The organism is Rhodococcus sp. IEGM 1406 (assembly GCF_030056745.1).
Lineage (GTDB): Bacteria > Actinomycetota > Actinomycetes > Mycobacteriales > Mycobacteriaceae > Rhodococcus_F > Rhodococcus_F erythropolis.
This window is the reverse complement of record NZ_JASHKO010000002.1, coordinates 237,143-254,460: the sequence shown is the minus strand read 5'-3', so window position 1 is coordinate 254,460 and position 17,318 is coordinate 237,143. Positions and strand designations below refer to the sequence as shown.

Genomic DNA, 17,318 nt, shown 5'->3' with positions numbered 1-17,318 from the left:
CTCAGGCTCGTTTCTTCCTCGGTGTGGTCGACTTCGACGAGCCGGCCTTGGAGGCGTTCGACTTCGCTTCGTCCACACTGCGCTGCAGTGCGGCAACCAGGTCCACCACCTCTGCGTCGGTGCCCTCTTGGTCGACCTCGGCGGCCGGGATGACCTTCTTGCCGCCGTTCTCGATCATCTCGTCGAGCAACTGCCTCAGTTGGAGCTGGTAGTCGTCGGTGAACTCGGTCGGATCGAAATCGCCCGCCATGCTCTCGACCAGCGTCTGCGCCATCTTCAGTTCCTTCGCCTTCGGCTTCTCCGCGTCGTCGAGGGAAGGGAACTCTGCTGCGCGAACTTCGTCGGGCCACAGCAACGTCTGGATCACCAGGACGCCGTCGCGAGCGCGCATCGCGGCCAGGCGCGTCTTCTGTCGCAGAGTGAAATGCACCAGTGCTGTTCGATCACTCTCGGTGAGTACAGTCGAAAGCAGGACGTATGCCTTCGGCGACGCCGAATCCGGTTCGAGGAAGTAACTCTTCTCGAACAAGATCGGATCGATCTGATCGTTCGGCACGAATTCCAGCACCGGAATCTCGTGCTTCTCCGCGGCCGGGAGTTTGTTGAAGTCCTCGTCGCTCAAGATGACGCGCGATCCGTCTTCCGAGTCGTACGCCTTGTCGATGTCCGCGAACTGAACCGTGTTTCCGCACTCGGAACACACACGGTTGTACTTGATGCGGCCACCGTCTTTTGCATGGACCTGGTGAAATCGGATGTCGTGGTCCTCGGTCGCCGAGTACACCTTGACCGGGACGTTGACCAGACCGAAGGCTATCGAGCCTTTCCAAATCGAGCGCATGCCTCCCATGATGGTCGCCGCCGGCCGTTTGCGCGAGGCAAACGATCACGGTTGATCCCGAACCGTTGCGTGTGGATGGGTCGGTTCGGGGCGTATCGAGCGGGTATCCGCTTCGAGAACCCGACTCGCACACCTGGGGGGACACTCCGATGAGAATCCGAACCTACCGTCGACGCGTCACCGCGGCGCTGGCGATTTCACTGGTTCCACTGCTGTTTGCGCCTTTGCCCGCGAACGCAGATCCGGCACGCACCGTAACCATCAGCGTCCGCTCCGATGCGATGGGCCGCGACATTCCACTCGAGGTGATCCTCCCCGCCGACACGAGCGCCCCACGGCCCACGTTGTATCTGCTCAACGGCGCCGGTGGTGGCGAGGACAGTGCAACGTGGGAAGGACGGACCGATGTCCTGGACTTCTTTGCCGACAAGAACGTCAACGTCGTGACGCCGCTGGAAGGAGCGTTCAGCTACTACACCGACTGGCAGAAGGACGATCCCGTACTCGGACGCAACAAGTGGCAGACGTTCCTCACTCGCGAACTGCCGCCAGTCATCGATGCGCAGTTCGGTACCAACGGGGTCAACTCCGTCGCGGCGATCTCGATGACCGCGACCTCGGTACTCAATCTCGCGATCTCAGCCCCAGGGCTGTATCGGAGTGTCGGGGCCTACAGCGGGTGCGCGGAGACTTCCACCCAGCCGGGTCAGGACTACGTGCGACTGGTGGTCGGTGCGCGGGGTGGCGCTGATCCGACAAACATGTGGGGACCGTTCGACGGTCCGGGATGGCGCGAGAACGATCCCGTCGTGAACGCGGAGAAGCTGCGGGGGACCGAACTGTACGTCTCCACCGGATCCGGGCTGCCAGGTCCGCACGACAACCTTCAGGCGCCCGATGTGAACGGAAACCCCGGAGCACTCCTGAATCAGATCATCGTCGGCGGCATCATCGAATCCGCGGTCAACGGGTGCACGCACGGATTGGCGGACCGACTGAACGCACTGGGCATCCCCGCGACCTTCGACTTCAAGCCGACCGGAACCCACTCGTGGGGTTACTGGCAGGACGACCTCCACAACTCCTGGCCGATGATCGCCAGCTCGATGGCAGCGCAGTAGTCGGTGCGGATCAGTAGTCGGTGCGGATCTGGTCACCGGAAAAACGGCGCGCGCATCAACGTCTTTCTCACGTGCCACGGTGACGATCGGAACAGTGTTGCCATTACCTTCGCCGTCGCGGCCGCGTCCCGTCGATCGGAAAGGTATGACCGCTGAGCCTCGACCGGTAGATCGAAGAACTTGTCGAAGAATGTGGTGACTTCGCCCGAGTCGAGGGTGAGAAGTGCGTTCAGACCAACGCGGCGGAGAGCGGATACCGCCTTGGCCGAGCGAGGCCAGAGTGCCGCGTTCGGATCCTCACCGTCGGCGATTGCTTTCGCGACAGTGTCGGCCTCGGCGAGTGAGGAGGCAACGCTGTATCCGGTTCCCGGATGCATCAGACCGCCTCGCCCGCCGAACCGGAGGACAGCGTCCGGGGACGAGTCCCTCGGGCCTTCGACCGCAAAACGGACTCGCTCGACCGGCGCGTCGTCGGGGACTTCGCAGCCCCGATTGTGAAGTCGGGTGCGCAGACGTGTTTCGAGTTCGCGCAACCCCAACGCCGGCCGGCCGACGAGGCAGGTCTCCTCGAGGAGGACTCGCTCGTTGTCGAGCGGGACCGCGTAGAGAAACGAGGGAGTGTCGGCGTCGGAGGTGCCGTTGTCTGTTCGCCAGTCCATGAACCAGGCCTCGCTGCCGCCCAGAATCGGATCGGCCAGAGCTCGGTCCACGATCATTCCGAAGGCCGTCTGCTGCGCGGTTGTCACTGCCAGATCGGTGCCTCGGGCGTCGACGACGACGGATCCCGTCAGCTGCGATCCGTCCACGCACACGACGGTGGTGGTGGACAGTGTTTGAGCGCGTAAGCCTCTGAACTGTATGGATGTGTCGGAGAGAAATGATTGCAGTAAAGATGTATTCAATACGCAATAGATGCGATCAAGCGTTTTCTGCCCGCTGGTCCACACGCTCGGGCGTTCGATCCGGCTCGCGATCACCTCGCCCGGCAGCCACGACGGCAACTCGTCTGCCCACGCCGAGTACGTCGGCGTCCACACCCGATGAGGATGCGGATCGACAACGACAACGGTGAGTTGCCGGGCGATACAGCGCGTCGCGAGTGCCCGCCCCGCCGGCCCTCCGCCCACGATCACCACGTCGGCGGAGGAGTCGAGTGTGCTCATGATCGGCGCACTACATCGATCCCGTTGCGAGCAGACCGCTGTCGACCCGGACCGTTTCGCCGGTGATCCATGCCGCCGCGTCGGAGACGAGGAAGCCGACCAAGCCGGCAACGTCCTCGGGGGTGCCGAGCCGCTTCATCGGGTAGCCCGCCGACGCCTTGTCCTCGCCGGCAGCGACCAGTGCTGCCGCGAACTGCGTCTTGACGATCCCGGGTGCTACGGCATTCACACGAATCTTCGGTCCCAGTTGCCAAGCCAGTTCTTCCGTCAACCGGATGAGCGCAGCCTTCGACGCGCCGTACGCCGCGATGACGCCCGTCGACCGGATCCCGGCCACACTTGCCAGGTTCACGACGGCTCCACCGTGTTCGCCCATCCACGCCCGATGTGCTTGTTGGACGTAACCGAGGGCGGCAACCACGTTCACGTCGAAGATCTTGCGCACGGCGTCGAGGTCCGCCTCCATGAGCGATCCGAAGACGGGATTGATTCCGGTGTTGTTGACCAGAATGTCGAGCGAACCGAACTCGGCGACGGCGCGGTCGACGGCACCGGAGCGGGCCTCGGCATCGGCAGCGTTGCCCGCGAATGCGACGACCTTGCCGCCGTGCCCCAGATCGGACAGTTCGGATGCAGCAGCCTCGAGGGGCTCCGGCTTGCGGGCTGTGATCAAGACGTCGGCGCCGCGAGCGAGGAGTTCGGCGGCGACAGCTTTGCCGATTCCGCGACTTGCGCCGGTGACGATGGCGGCGCGGCCTTCGAGGTCGCGAGGACGAGTGCTGTTTTCGCTAGTCATGTCCCGAACGTTAGCGGACTCACACGCTCCTGGTCGGAACGACCGTCAGGTCACGGTAAAATCGATAGTTCTTGTGTCTGTAGTCAGGCATTGTTTACCCGTATTCGTCGTTTTTCCTGAGGAGTTTGCTTGATTACCGCCACTGACCTCGAAGTTCGTGCCGGTGTCCGCACCCTTCTCACAGCTCCCGGGCCTTCGCTGCGCATCCAGCCGGGCGACCGGATCGGACTCGTCGGACGAAACGGAGCCGGAAAGACGACCACTCTGCGCATCCTCGCCGGTGAAGGTGAGGCATATGCGGGAAGCGTCGTACGCACCGGTGAACTCGGATACCTCCCGCAGGACCCCAAAGAGGGCGACCTGAGCATCCTCGCCAAGGACCGGGTTCTCTCTGCCCGCGGCCTCGACACGATGCTCCGCGAGATGGAGAAGCAGCAGATCCTGATGGGCGAGGTGCTCGATCAGGAATCTCAGGACCGCGCGGTCAAGAAGTACGGCCAGCTCGAGGATCGATTCTCGGCCCTCGGCGGCTACGAAGCCGAGAGCGAAGCCGCACGTATCACCAGCAGCCTCGGCCTCGAAGACCGTATTCTCGGGCAGCCGCTCAGCACGCTGTCCGGCGGTCAGCGTCGTCGTGTCGAATTGGCGCGAATCCTCTTTGCCGCCTCCGACGGCAGCGGCGCCCGCTCGGACACGACTCTGCTGCTCGACGAGCCCACCAACCACCTCGACGCCGACTCCATCACCTGGCTGCGTGGATTCCTCCAGAACCACGAGGGCGGACTGGTGGTCATCAGTCACGACGTCGACCTGCTCAACGACGTCGTCAACCGTGTGTGGTTCCTCGATGCCGTCCGCGGTGAGGCCGACGTCTACAACATGAACTGGAAGAAGTACCTCGACGCTCGTGCCACGGACGAGCAGCGTCGTCGCCGCGAGCGCGCGAACGCCGAGAAGAAGGCCGGTGCGCTGCGGATTCAGGCAGCGAAGATGGGTGCAAAGGCAACCAAGGCCGTCGCGGCTCAGAACATGGCCAAGCGAGCCGACAAGTTGATGGCGAACCTCGATGCAGAACGTGTCTCGGACAAGGTTGCGCGGATTCGTTTCCCCGAGCCCGCCGCTTGTGGCAAGACTCCGCTCATGGGCAAGAACCTCACCAAGGTGTACGGCTCGCTCGAGATCTTCACCGGTGTCGATCTCGCGATCGATCGTGGGTCTCGTGTGGTTATCCTCGGACTCAACGGTGCAGGTAAGACCACACTGCTCCGCATCCTCGCGGGCGCGGAGAACGCGGACGCGGGTGAGCTGATCGCCGGTCACGGACTCAAGGTCGGCTACTTCGCTCAGGAGCACGACACCCTCGACGACGACGCGTCCGTGTGGGAGAACATCCGCCACGCTGCGCCGGATACAGGGGAGCAGGAGCTGCGTTCTCTGCTCGGTGCCTTCATGTTCACCGGCCCACAGCTCGAACAGCCGGCCGGAACGCTCTCGGGTGGTGAAAAGACGCGTCTGGCTCTGGCCGGTCTGGTGTCGTCCGCTGCCAACGTTCTGCTTCTCGACGAGCCCACCAACAACCTGGACCCGATCTCACGCGAGCAGGTGCTCGACGCGCTCCGCAGCTACACCGGTGCCGTCGTCCTGGTCACCCACGATCCGGGCGCTGCCGAGGCACTCAACCCCGAGCGGGTCATCCTCCTGCCCGACGGCAACGAGGACCACTGGTCGCAGGAATACCTCGAGCTGATCCAGCTCGCCTAACCCCCTGTGAGTGGTTAGGGAGTCCCCGCACTCCTCAACCACTCACAGGGGCGAAGCCCCTCAATCTCGCCGCCGCACCGATTCCTCGACCAGATCGAGAACTGCCGAAAGGTTGTCGACGCCGTGGCCGGAGGCGATTCTCGCGACCAGGCCGTCCATCACCAGATCCAGGTATCCGATCAGAATTTCGGTGGGAACGTCGTCACGGAGCCGACCGGCCGATTTCTGTCTGGCGAGGCGCGCACTGGTCGCTTCCGTCAGTTCTACGGAGCGCTGTGACCACTTCTCGCGGAAGTCGGCGTCGTTGCGCAGTCGACGCGCTATCTCCAGTCGCGTTCCCAGCCAATCGAATTGATCGGGCTGCGCGAGCATGTCCCGCATGACCTGGACGAGTCCCTCTTCGGCGACGACATCTGCCATCCGGCTCGCATCCTCGCTTGCGAGAGCGAGGAACAGGCCGTCCTTGTCCTTGAAGTGATGAAAGATCGCTCCTCGGGACAAACCGGTGACTTCTTCGAGACGGCGAACTGTGGCGCCGTCGTAGCCGTATTCCGCAAAGCAGCGGCGGGCGCCGTCAAGGATCTGACTGCGCCGTGCCGCGAGATGGTCTTCACTGACCTTGGGCACGTTGTTGTCCTCGTCTCGCGCTTTCTTTGTGCTCTGAACGCACGTGGCGGACTCAGCACCTCGCTGAGTCCGCCACGTGGGTTAGAGCAGGGCTCGGTTGACTAGCCCCGGATCATGTTGCGAAGCACGTACTGCAGGATGCCACCGTTGCGGTAGTAATCCGCTTCGCCGGGGGTATCGATGCGTACGACTGCGTCGAACACGACCTTCTCGCCGTTCTCGCGCGTCGCCGTGACCTTCATGGTCTTCGGGGTGACGCCCTCGTTGAGCTTCTCGACGCCTTCGATGTCGAAGGTCTCGGTGCCGTCGAGCTTGAGCGAACCTGCGGACTCGCCGACCGGGAACTGCAGCGGGACAACGCCCATGCCGATGAGGTTGGAGCGGTGGATGCGCTCGAACGACTCGGTGATGACGGCCTTGACGCCGAGCAGGCTGGTGCCCTTGGCTGCCCAGTCACGCGAGGATCCGGAGCCGTACTCCTTGCCGCCCAGGACGACCAGCGGGATGCCGGCTGCCTGGTAATTCTGCGACGCGTCGTAGATGAATGCCTGCGGTGCGCCTTCCTGCGTGAAGTCGCGGGTGTAACCACCGGAGACGTCGTCGAGGAGTTGGTTGCGCAGACGGATGTTCGCGAACGTTCCGCGAATCATGACCTCGTGGTTACCGCGACGCGAGCCGAGGGAGTTGTAATCCGCACGCTCGACGCCGTGGGAGTCGAGGTACTGCGCAGCGGGGGTACCGACCTTGATCGGACCTGCCGGGCTGATGTGGTCGGTGGTGACCGAGTCGCCGAGCAGTGCGAGGACGCGAGCGCCCTTGATGTCCTTGACCGGAGCCGGATCCATCGTCATGCCGTCGAAGTAAGGTGGCTTCCGCACGTAGGTGGAGTTCACGTCCCACTCGAAGGTGTCACCCTTCGGGGTTTCGAGGTTCTGCCAGCGGCTGTCGCCCGCAAAGATGGTTGCGTACGACTTGCGGAACATGTCCTGGTCGATCGAGGACTTGATCGTCTCTTCGATTTCCTGCGTGGACGGCCAGATGTCCTTGAGGTAGACGGGGTTTCCGTCGGTGTCGTTACCGAGCGAATCGGTCTCGAAGTCGAAGTCCATGGTTCCGGCGAGGCCGTATGCGATCACGAGCGGCGGGGAAGCCAGGTAGTTCATCTTGACGTCGGGGGAGATACGTCCCTCGAAGTTACGGTTACCCGAGAGCACCGCGGTGACCGAGAGGTCGTTGTCGTTGATGGCCTTCGAGACTGCCTCGGGCAGGGGTCCGGTGTTACCGATGCACGTGGTGCAGCCGTAACCGCCGAGGTAGTAACCGAGCTTCTCGAGGTACGGCCACAGGCCGGCCTTCTCGTAGTAATCGGTGACGACCTGCGAACCGGGAGCCATGTTGGTCTTGACCCACGGCTTGGTGGCGAGGCCCTTTTCGACGGCGTTGCGTGCGAGCAGTGCAGCACCGAGCATGACCGACGGGTTGGACGTGTTGGTGCAGGAGGTGATACCTGCAACAACGACGGCGCCGTGGTCGAGAACGAACTCACCGGCGTCGGACTTGACGACGACCGGCTTGCTCGGACGGCCTTCTGCACCGTTGGCAGCAGAGAGAACGTCGACCGCTCCGTCGTCGGCAAACGACAGAACCGCGGGATCGGAAGCCGGGAAGGACTCTTCGACGGCCTCGTCGAGCTGGGTGTGCTCGGTCGGGTAGTTCTCTTCCACGTAGTTGTGGATGTCCTTGCGGAACGCAGTCTTGGACTCCGACAACAGGATTCGGTCCTGCGGGCGCTTCGGGCCGGCGATCGAGGGAACAACGGTTCCCAGATCCAGCTCGATGTACTCCGAGAAGACGGGTTCCTTGTCGGGGTTGTGCCACAGGCCCTGTTCCTTGGCGTACGCCTCGACGAGAGCGAGCTGCTCGTCGCTGCGGCCGGTGAGGCGCAGGTACTCGATGGTCTCGGCGTCGATCGGGAAGATCGCTGCGGTGGAACCGAATTCGGGGCTCATGTTGCCCAGCGTTGCGCGGTTCGCGAGCGGAACCTCGGCAACACCGTTGCCGTAGAACTCGACGAACTTGCCGACGACGCCGTGCTTACGGAGCATCTCGGTGGCGGTGAGCACGACGTCGGTTGCGGTGACGCCGGGCTTGATCTCACCGGAGAGCTTGAAGCCGACAACGCGGGGGATCAGCATGGAGACGGGCTGGCCGAGCATTGCTGCCTCGGCCTCGATGCCGCCGACGCCCCAGCCGAGCACGCCGAGGCCGTTGACCATCGTGGTGTGCGAGTCGGTGCCGACACAGGTGTCGGGGTATGCCTGTCCGTTACGGGACATGACGGTGGGCGCCAGGTACTCGATGTTGACCTGGTGAACGATGCCCATTCCCGGGGGGACGACCTTGAAGTCGTCGAATGCGCCCTGGCCCCAACGGAGGAACTGGTAACGCTCGCCGTTGCGCTCGTATTCGAGGTCGACGTTGCGCTCGAGTGCGTCGGCCTGGCCGAAGACGTCGAGGATGACCGAGTGGTCGATGACCATGTCGGCGGGGGAGAGCGGGTTGACCTTGTTCGGGTCGCCGCCGAGGGTGGTGACGGCCTCACGCATGGTGGCGAGGTCGACGATGCAAGGAACACCGGTGAAGTCCTGCATGATCACGCGGGCAGGCGTGAACTGGATTTCGATGCTCGGCTCGGCTGAGGGATCCCAGCTCGCGATTGCGCGGATGTGATCCGCGGTGATGTTGGCACCGTCTTCGGTGCGGAGAAGGTTCTCGGCGAGAACCTTCAAGGAATAGGGCAATTTCTCGGTGCCGGGGACGGCCGAGAGGCGGAAGATCTCGTAAGAGTTCTCACCGACCTCGAGGGTTCCCTTGGCTCCGAATGAATCGATACTGGTGCTCACGTCTGCTCCACTCGTCTATGAGGGTCGCTACCGACGGGGCTGTGTCGGCAGCTGAAGCGAGGTACTTCGGCCGGGAAGACCCTCCGTAGCTCACGCCAATCGCACAGTTCGCGTGAGAACTGTCCGAACATCGGAGCTGCAGTAGAACCTGTCCTGACCGGTGGTACCTCTTGGTCCAAGTCTAACAGTACGCTTGTCCTGTGAGAATTCAGGGCAAGTTGACCGAAACAATCTTCATGCAGACTGCGGGCCTGCGCAACGCAGGCTTGGCTGGGTGACCACACCCACAGTTACCGCTCGGGCGGCACGCGCGGCGGTTGCGTGTGACGCCTGGTGGCAGTCGACCTGAAGTAGGCTGCATGCAGGCCCGTCGCGGGTCGGCCGCCGAAAAACGACCTCGGAAGAACTCCCCGCATCTCAGCGGTGGACGGAATCCGAACAGCACCCGGATGAGAGATGTCTGCTCCTACCAATCACGCTTTTGCGCCTGTGCACGTGAAGTCCCCGTTGCACGTCGCTGTTCCGTCGGATGTCGATCTCGACGACGTGCTCGCGGACCTTTCGACGGACGGCGTCTCCGCCCCGGAGTCCGATGTTGTGGGGCTGACTGCGGTGGTGACCGACGCCCGTGAACGTGGTGTCGACTTGAGCGTCGTAGTGGTCGACGCAAATCCGGGCCGGCCTTCCGATCTTCGCGACCTGGCCACGACGGTCGGCAAAACCGAAGGCGGCACGGTTCTCGTTCTGAGCCCAGATTGGATGGGTAGCTACAGCGACTCGATCAGTCGCGTGCAGCTCGAAACCGCGCAGGACCGATCTTTCGGAGAAAGCGCGAGCGTGACCGCGGACCGCTTCTCGCACGAGATCGTGGCGCCGGGTCCGCCGTGGACGCTTTACACGGTCCTTGTCATCGCACTGGTTGCGGTTATTGCCGGAATTACCTTTGCCGTCAAGTGGCGGCGAGAGCCGGAAAACGCGCAAACCAGACATATCGCTTCGACTTCAGAAACGGCGACATCTTCCGACCACCGGGCCGATTCCGTCTGACCTTGGTCCTTTTGCGAGATTTTCAGTAACTCGTCGAAAACAGGTACTCACCGCTGTTTGCGGTGAGTACCTGCCCTTTTTGGTAACTGCATGCCATTCGACCAGCTCAAATACCGTTTGTGTTATTTGTGGCTAAAGTTTCCAAAGAACGCTTGAGTGTCGTACGGTACAACTGGCACTTTTTGGGGAAGAAGTGTCGCAGACAGGCTGATGTTGTTCGACGCGTACTTGTCGGTTGCCTTGTTCTCGAGGTGTCGACGGTGGCGTTCGTACGGCACGTCCAGGTCGACGAGCAGCTCTCGGGCTGTGGGCGACCGGTGCTTGGTCTGCGCATTCCCTCCCCGCACGGATCGGCGACCCAGCGGGCCGTGGCGTTACACGCGAGGGAGAGTTATTTGTGAGGCAAGTAACACGTGGCGGCGAGTCCCGTCGTGGTCCTTCCCGTAAGTCGATGCGCCTGGCGCAACTGGTCATCGGATTCGGCGTTGTCGGGTCCCTGATCGTCGGTACGCCCGCCATGTCCTCGGCCGTACCACCGCCGCCGCCGAATCCGAGTGACTCGGACATCGCTGCGGCCGATTCGCAGGTCTCGTCGAGCGTCGGCACCGTCAGCGCGCTCATCAATCAAGTCGCATCGGCCAACGAACAGTTGTCGGCACTCGACAACGAAGTTGCGATCAAGCGTGAAGACGTCAACAAGACGCTCGTGGATCTGCAGAACGCTCGCGGCGCCGCAGACACCGCAGCGCAGGCCGTCGGCGTCACCAAACAAGCTCTTAAGGACGCGTCGGCGCAGATCGAGGTCGCTCAGACGGACTTCGACAAGTACGCACGCTCGAGCTACGTCAAGGGCACCAACACCGCGTCCATCTCGTCGTTCCTCGACGCCAAGGGCCCGGGCGATGTCCTCGACCGCGCGCAGGTCCTCAAACTGCTCGCCAATACGCAGAGCGCAGTGCTTGACGGTCTCCAACGAGCACGTACCGAGCAGGCGAACAAGGACTCCGCGACCCGCCAGGCAAAGCAGCAGGCCGACGCCGCCGCCGAGGTCGCGGCACAACTGAAGGATCTGGCCGAGCAGGCGATTCAGATCGCGCGCAACGCTCTCGATCAGCAGGTTGCCAAGAAGGCCGCGATCGAAGCCGAGCGGAACTCCGCTCAGGCTCAGCTCGACGCCGCCCGCAATGCAGTCGCAGGTTTGCAGGGCCAACGCCAGGCGTATGCGACGTGGGACGAGCAGCGTCGCGCCGAGGAAGCTCATCAGAAGGCTCTCGAAGCTGCCGCCAAGGAAGCTGCCGCACAGGCTGCTGCCCGCGCAGCTGCCGACCAGGCCGCCAAGGATCGAGCTGCAGCACTGGCAGCGGCTCAGCGTCCGCACACCGCTGTGGAAGACCCGACTCCGACCGTCATCCCGGACGACGACGACACCTGGACTGACGAGGAAACCGGGACCGACGAGGAAACAGGCACGGACGAAGAGACCGGTACCGAAGAGGAAACGGTCACGACGCCCAAGCCCACCACCCCCAAGCCGACGACGCCGAAGCCCAGCACGCCGAAGCCTTCCGTTACCGGAAGCGCTGCAATCGAATCCGTCATCGACCGCGGAATGTCTCAGCTCGGCGTGCAGTACGCCTGGGGCGGCGGCGACGAAAACGGTCCGACGCGAGGCATCCGTGACGGCGGCGTCGCCGACAGTTACGGCGACTTCAACAAAGTCGGGTTCGACTGCTCGGGCTTGATGATCTACGCCTTCGCCGGCATCGGAATCTCGCTGCCGCACTACACCGGCTATCAGTACACCGCGGGCACGCAGGTTCCGTCTTCGGAGATGAAACGCGGCGACATGATCTTCTACGGCCCCAACGCCAGCCAGCACGTGGCGCTCTACCTCGGTAACGGGCAGATGCTCGAGGCACCACAATCCGGTTCGAGTGTCATGGTCTCCCCGGTTCGCTGGGGCGGAATGACGCCGTACGCCGTCCGACTGGTGTCCTGACCGTCAGAGGAAATGCCGCTGACACCCGCATTGTCAGGGAACTATCAAGTTCCCGACGTGGTGTTACGGCATCGAGCGCAACTACCTGGAATAGTTGACGGGGAACACGTTACTGTCGGTACTTTTCTAGGTGAAAGCGATGGATTCTTGGTGACCTCACGTGAAGATTCGGTCGGAACGGTCGACGTAAGCAAGGCGAGCGGAAGTGCGGACGGAGCAGCACCTTCCCTGGCAGCCGACGTTCAGACCTTGGAACGAGCGATCTACGAGGTCAAGCGAGTCATCGTCGGGCAGGACCGGCTTGTCGAGCGCATTCTCGTCGGACTTCTCGCCAAGGGGCACGTCCTCCTCGAAGGCGTACCCGGTGTCGCCAAGACGCTGGCCGTCGAGACTTTCGCGAAGGTCGTCGGCGGTTCGTTCTCCCGCGTCCAGTTCACCCCCGACCTGGTGCCAACCGACCTCATCGGCACGCGCATCTACCGTCAGGGCCGCGAGGAGTTCGACACCGAACTCGGACCGGTCGTCGCCAACTTCGTGTTGGCCGACGAGATCAACCGTGCCCCGGCCAAGGTGCAGTCCGCGCTCCTCGAGGTGATGGCAGAACGCCACGTCTCGATCGGCGGCAAGCGCTACCACATGCCCGACCCGTTCCTGGTGATGGCGACACAGAACCCCATCGAGAACGAGGGTGTCTATCCGCTCCCCGAGGCACAGCGCGACCGCTTCCTGTTCAAGATCCTCGTCGACTACCCGACAGTGGAGGAAGAGCGCGAAATCGTCTACCGGATGGGCGTGGCAGCCCCGGAGCCGCACCAGATCCTCGGTCCGGAGGAGTTGGTCAGGCTCCAACGCGTCGCCAGCAACGTCTTCGTCCACCACGCGCTCGTCGACTACGTTGTCCGGGTCATCGCCGCTACGCGTACGCCGCGTGAGGTCGGACTCGAGGACGTCGCGGGCTGGATCGCGTACGGCGCCTCACCCCGCGCGACGCTCGGCATCATCGCCGCGTCGCGGGCTCTCGCTCTCGTCCGCGGCCGCGACTACGTCGTGCCGCAGGACGTCATCGAGGTGATCCCGGACGTGTTGCGCCACCGCCTCGTTCTCTCCTACGACGCCATGGCCGACGAGGTGACTCCCGACGCGGTCATCGCCCGGGTGCTGCAGACCGTCGGACTGCCGCAGATCGCCGCGCGGCCTGTTCCTACCGTTCCCGGTCCGCCTCAGCAGGGCGCACCGCAGGCACCTCAGTTCAACGCACAGGGCACCGCGAATCCACAGGGCACAGTCAATCCACAGGGAAACGGCGCGCCGATCGCGACCGCTGAGACGATGAGTCGCCCGCAGTGACCGAAGGCCGCGACGGTGGCCAGGCGACACCCGCCGGATCCACCGGTTCGCCGCCGTCGTTCCGATCCGGCGAGCTCAGCGATCCCAAACTCACCGCTGCGCTGCGCACCCTCGAGCTGACGGTTCGTCGTCGCCTCGACGGTGTGCTGCACGGCGATCACCTCGGCCTGATTCCCGGCCCGGGTTCCGAACCGGGTGACGCCCGCGAGTATCAGCCGGGCGACGACGTGCGGCAGATGGATTGGTCCGTGACCGCGCGGACGACTCACCCACACGTGCGCCAGTCGGTCGCGGATCGTGAGCTCGAGACGTGGCTTGTCATCGACCTGTCTGCAAGTCTCGACTTCGGGACCGCCGGATGCGAGAAGCGCGACCTGGTTGTCGCCGCAGCCGCGGCGATCACTCACCTGACCAGTTCGGGCGGTAACCGCGTCGGCGCCATCATCTCGACGGGCGCCCAGACAACTCGAATTCCGGCCCGCGGTGGGCGCATTCATGCACAGGCGATGCTCCGCAAGATCGCGACGACTCCGCACGCCCCGGACGGGGTACGCGGTGATCTGGTCGGCGCGATCGAAGCGCTCAGACGGCCACAGCGTCGGCGCGGACTCGCGGTCGTCATCAGCGACTTCCTCGGGCCGATCGACTGGGAACGCTCGCTGCGCGCCATTTCGGGACGTCACGACGTGCTCGGCGTCGAGGTGGTAGATCCGCGCGACCTCGAACTTCCGGACGTCGGCGACGTGGTGCTCCACGATCCCGAGTCCGGCCGGACCAGAGAATTCACCACGACGCCGCAACTGCGCGCCGACTTCGCCAGAGTCGCCGCCGAGCACCGCGTCGAGGTCAGGCAAGCTCTACGTCGTTGCGGCGCACCGCTCATGTCCCTGCACACCGATCGGGACTGGATCGCCGACGTCGTGAGATTCATCTCGGCACGCCGACACAGTTATGGTGCCGGCGCCGGAACTGGGGGCGTTCGTTCGTGAGTCTTTCTCAATTCACCGCACCGTGGTGGCTGCTGTTCCTCGCTGTCATCGCCGCGTTGGTGGTCGGTTACGTACTCGTGCAGAAGCAGCGAGCCAAGCACACACTTCGGTTCACGAACTTCGCACTGTTGGAGAAGGTCGCGCCTTCGCGGCCCGGGCGGTGGCGTCATATTCCGGCGATTCTGATGGTCATCGCATTGGTGTTCTTCACCGTCGCCCTTGCCGGTCCGACGGCAGACAAGAAGGTCCCGCGAAACCGTGCCACGGTGATCCTCGTGATCGACGTGTCGCTGTCGATGCAGGCCACCGACGTCGAGCCGACGCGATTGGCAGCAGCGCAGGAAGCTGCCAAGTCGTTCGCCGACGGTCTGACTCCCGGCATCAACCTCGGGTTGGTCGCATTTGCCGGAACCGCTTCGGTTCTGGTGTCGCCCACCACGAATCGTGACGCGACGAAGGTCGCCATCGACAACCTCAAGCTCAGTGAGCGAACGGCGACGGGCGAGGCGATCTTCACCTCGTTGCAGTCGATCGACACGCTGTCGGCTGTTCTCGGCGGCAGCGATCAGGCGCCGCCGGCGCGCATCGTGTTGCTGTCCGACGGTAAGCAGACCGTTCCCGAGAACTCGGACGATCCGCGGGGCGGATTCACCGCTGCCCGTCAGGCCAAGGACAAGGGCGTTCCGATCTCGACCATTTCCTTCGGAACGACATACGGGCGAGTCGAGATCGAAGGAGACCGAATCCCCGTCCCGGTCGACGATGCGTCACTGAAGGAGATCGCCAACCTGTCCGGCGGAAGTTTCTTCACGGCATCGAGCCTCGAAGAACTGCGCCAGGTGTACGACACGCTCGAAGAGCAGATCGGTTTCGAGACGACACGAGGCGATGCGAGTCGACCGTGGTTGGTCCTCGGCGTCGTGTTCGCGACCGCTGGTCTGACGATTGCCCTGGTACGCAGGCAGCGTCTGCCCTGATCGAGAGCAGTTCCGAATTGTCCAAATACCGCTGGTACGCGGCCCGCAAAGAATTGATAGGTTGATCGCCATGTCTACCCCTCCCACGACAGTGGTTTCCGAACGGACCGTCACCACACCGCGCTCGGTGCTCGTCACCGGCGGTAACCGCGGAATCGGCTTGGCCGTCGCTCAGCGGCTCGCCGCAGACGGCCACAAGGTAGCCGTCACGCACCGCGGTTCCGGTGTCCCCGAAGGGTTGTTCGGCGTCGTTTGCGACGTCACCGACACCGAGTCGATCGACCGTGCATTCAAAGAGGTCGAAGCGCACCAGGGGCCGGTCGAGGTCATCGTCGCCAATGCCGGCGTCACCGACGACACACTGATCATGCGAATGAGCGAAGAGCAGTTCACGAGCGTCGTCGACGCGAACCTCACCGGTACGTTCCGCCTCTCGAAGCGTGCGACCCGGTCGATGCTGCGCGCGCGTTTCGGACGCTTCATCTTCCTCGGTTCGGTGGTGGGTCTGGCGGGACAAGCCGGCCAGGTCAACTACGCCGCGTCCAAGGCAGGCATCGTCGGTATCGCTCGTTCCCTGACAAGGGAACTCGGCTCGCGTTCGATCACCGCCAACGTCGTCGCACCGGGTTTCATCGAGACCGACATGACGGCAGCACTGGGCGACGACGTGAAGGACAAGGCCACCGAGTTCATCCCGTTGCAGCGGACCGGAAAGCCGGAAGATGTTGCAGCAGTTGTCAGTTTCCTCGCCTCCGACGATTCGGCATACGTCTCGGGTGCAGTCATCCCCGTCGACGGCGGACTCGGCATGGGGCACTGACCCGCTTTTCGCACACACACCTTTCTCGTACGTCTGAAATCAGGAGGACATCTCATGGGCGGTTTGCTCGAGGGTAAGACCATTCTTGTCACCGGCATCATCACCGATTCGTCGATCGCGTTCCACGTGGCCAAGGTCGCGCAGGAGCAGGGCGCGAAGGTACTGATCACCGGATTCGATCGTCTGCGCCTCATCGATCGCATCGCCCAGCGACTGCCGCAGCCCGTGCCGCCGGCAATCGCGCTCAACGTCCAGAGCTCGGAGGATCTCGCATCTCTCGCCGAGCGTGTGCGCGAGCTGGCTCCCGAGGGTATCGACGGCGTGGTCCACTCGATCGGCTTCGCTCCCCGCTCCTGCCTGGGAAGCCCGTTCATGGACGCGCCGTGGGAAGACGTGGCGGTCGCACTCGAGGTGTCCGCCTACTCGTACAGCGCACTGGCCAAGGCCTTGCTGCCAGTGCTCAACGACAACGCGTCCATCGTCGGAATGGATTTCGATCCGGCACGCGCAATGCCCTTCTACAACTGGATGGGTGTCTCCAAGGCAACCCTCGAGGCCGTCAATCGGTACGTGGCCAAAGAGGTGGGCGTCCGCGGCATCCGCTCGAACCTGGTGTCCTCCGGCCCGATCAAGACCCTGGCCGCCAAGGCCATTGCCGGCGACAGCACCGGTCCGGGCGCGGAGTTGGACAAGCTGAACACCGCATGGGACGGTGCTGCGCCCATCGGCTGGGACGTCGACGATCGCGAGCCGGTCGCCAAAACGGTCTGCACCGTTCTCTCGGATTGGTTGCCCGGCACGACCGCGTCGATCATCTACGTCGACGGCGGCTTCCACGCGATGGTCGGCTAGTAGCACCCCTTCTACTACACAGGTGAGTACCCGGGTGACCCCCGCCGAACGGCATCACGCAAGATTGAACTCATG

Annotated in this window: 14 protein-coding genes; 9 read left to right on the top strand and 5 right to left on the bottom strand. The window is 63.6% G+C overall.

Annotated features, from left to right (window positions below; translation table 11 throughout):
- Position 1: 1 nt before the first annotated feature.
- On the bottom strand, positions 2 to 841 hold the full coding sequence (ku, locus tag QM596_RS10510) for a non-homologous end joining protein Ku (protein WP_007727895.1): 840 nt from the start codon (positions 839 to 841) through the stop codon (positions 2 to 4).
- 149 nt (positions 842 to 990) lie between these two features.
- On the opposite strand from ku, the gene QM596_RS10505 reads away from it, so the two are divergent.
- The gene (locus QM596_RS10505; protein WP_283308908.1) at positions 991 to 1,962 is read left to right on the top strand and encodes an alpha/beta hydrolase; all 972 of its coding nucleotides are present in this window, start codon (positions 991 to 993) and stop codon (positions 1,960 to 1,962) included.
- A 32-nt stretch (positions 1,963 to 1,994) separates the two neighbouring features.
- Here the strand turns inward: QM596_RS10505 and QM596_RS10500 are convergent, their stop codons facing one another.
- Together QM596_RS10500 and QM596_RS10495 are read right to left on the bottom strand one after the other, a co-directional pair.
- Positions 1,995 to 3,125: a lycopene cyclase family protein gene (locus QM596_RS10500; RefSeq protein WP_283308907.1), complete on the bottom strand. Its 1,131-nt coding sequence runs from the start codon at positions 3,123 to 3,125 to the stop codon at positions 1,995 to 1,997.
- A 10-nt stretch (positions 3,126 to 3,135) separates the two neighbouring features.
- Complete coding sequence (locus QM596_RS10495) at positions 3,136 to 3,921, bottom strand: SDR family oxidoreductase (RefSeq protein WP_283308905.1); 786 nt, start codon at positions 3,919 to 3,921, stop codon at positions 3,136 to 3,138.
- A gap of 129 nt (positions 3,922 to 4,050) precedes the next feature.
- Between QM596_RS10495 and QM596_RS10490 the strand changes: the two genes are divergently transcribed.
- A complete protein-coding gene (locus QM596_RS10490; RefSeq protein WP_283308903.1) occupies positions 4,051 to 5,682 on the top strand; it encodes an ABC-F family ATP-binding cassette domain-containing protein in 1,632 nt (543 codons plus the stop codon).
- 60 nt (positions 5,683 to 5,742) lie between these two features.
- Here the strand turns inward: QM596_RS10490 and QM596_RS10485 are convergent, their stop codons facing one another.
- Both QM596_RS10485 and acnA read right to left on the bottom strand, forming a co-directional pair.
- Positions 5,743 to 6,309 (bottom strand): TetR/AcrR family transcriptional regulator, encoded by a 567-nt coding sequence (locus tag QM596_RS10485; protein WP_003944970.1) that lies wholly within the window; start codon positions 6,307 to 6,309, stop codon positions 5,743 to 5,745.
- Between the two features lie 101 nt (positions 6,310 to 6,410).
- Complete coding sequence (acnA, locus tag QM596_RS10480) at positions 6,411 to 9,212, bottom strand: aconitate hydratase AcnA (protein ID WP_019748421.1); 2,802 nt, start codon at positions 9,210 to 9,212, stop codon at positions 6,411 to 6,413.
- Positions 9,213 to 9,668: 456 nt separating this feature from the next.
- Here acnA and QM596_RS10475 point away from each other — a divergent pair, with 456 nt between their 5' ends.
- The 7 genes from QM596_RS10475 (at position 9,669) to inhA (ending at position 17,243) form a co-directional block, all read left to right on the top strand.
- The gene (locus tag QM596_RS10475; protein ID WP_020969605.1) at positions 9,669 to 10,259 is read left to right on the top strand and encodes an Rv1476 family membrane protein; all 591 of its coding nucleotides are present in this window, start codon (positions 9,669 to 9,671) and stop codon (positions 10,257 to 10,259) included.
- A 451-nt stretch (positions 10,260 to 10,710) separates the two neighbouring features.
- Complete coding sequence (locus QM596_RS10470; RefSeq protein WP_029255350.1) at positions 10,711 to 12,258, top strand: NlpC/P60 family protein; 1,548 nt, start codon at positions 10,711 to 10,713, stop codon at positions 12,256 to 12,258.
- 150 nt (positions 12,259 to 12,408) lie between these two features.
- Entirely contained in the window at positions 12,409 to 13,605 is a 1,197-nt protein-coding gene (locus QM596_RS10465) for an AAA family ATPase (protein WP_019748425.1), read from the top strand.
- Positions 13,602 to 14,594, top strand: coding sequence for a DUF58 domain-containing protein (locus tag QM596_RS10460; RefSeq protein ID WP_003944991.1), 993 nt, complete (start codon positions 13,602 to 13,604; stop codon positions 14,592 to 14,594). The genes QM596_RS10465 and QM596_RS10460 overlap by 4 nt, the downstream gene beginning before the upstream one ends.
- On the top strand, positions 14,591 to 15,571 hold the full coding sequence (locus QM596_RS10455) for a VWA domain-containing protein (protein ID WP_003944878.1): 981 nt from the start codon (positions 14,591 to 14,593) through the stop codon (positions 15,569 to 15,571). Before QM596_RS10460 ends, QM596_RS10455 begins: the two co-directional genes overlap by 4 nt.
- Before the next feature lie 70 nt (positions 15,572 to 15,641).
- Positions 15,642 to 16,391 (top strand): 3-oxoacyl-ACP reductase FabG1, encoded by a 750-nt coding sequence (gene fabG1, locus QM596_RS10450; RefSeq protein ID WP_007727875.1) that lies wholly within the window; start codon positions 15,642 to 15,644, stop codon positions 16,389 to 16,391.
- A 54-nt stretch (positions 16,392 to 16,445) separates the two neighbouring features.
- Positions 16,446 to 17,243, top strand: coding sequence for an NADH-dependent enoyl-ACP reductase InhA (inhA, locus tag QM596_RS10445; protein ID WP_283308900.1), 798 nt, complete (start codon positions 16,446 to 16,448; stop codon positions 17,241 to 17,243).
- Positions 17,244 to 17,318: the final 75 nt, after the last annotated feature.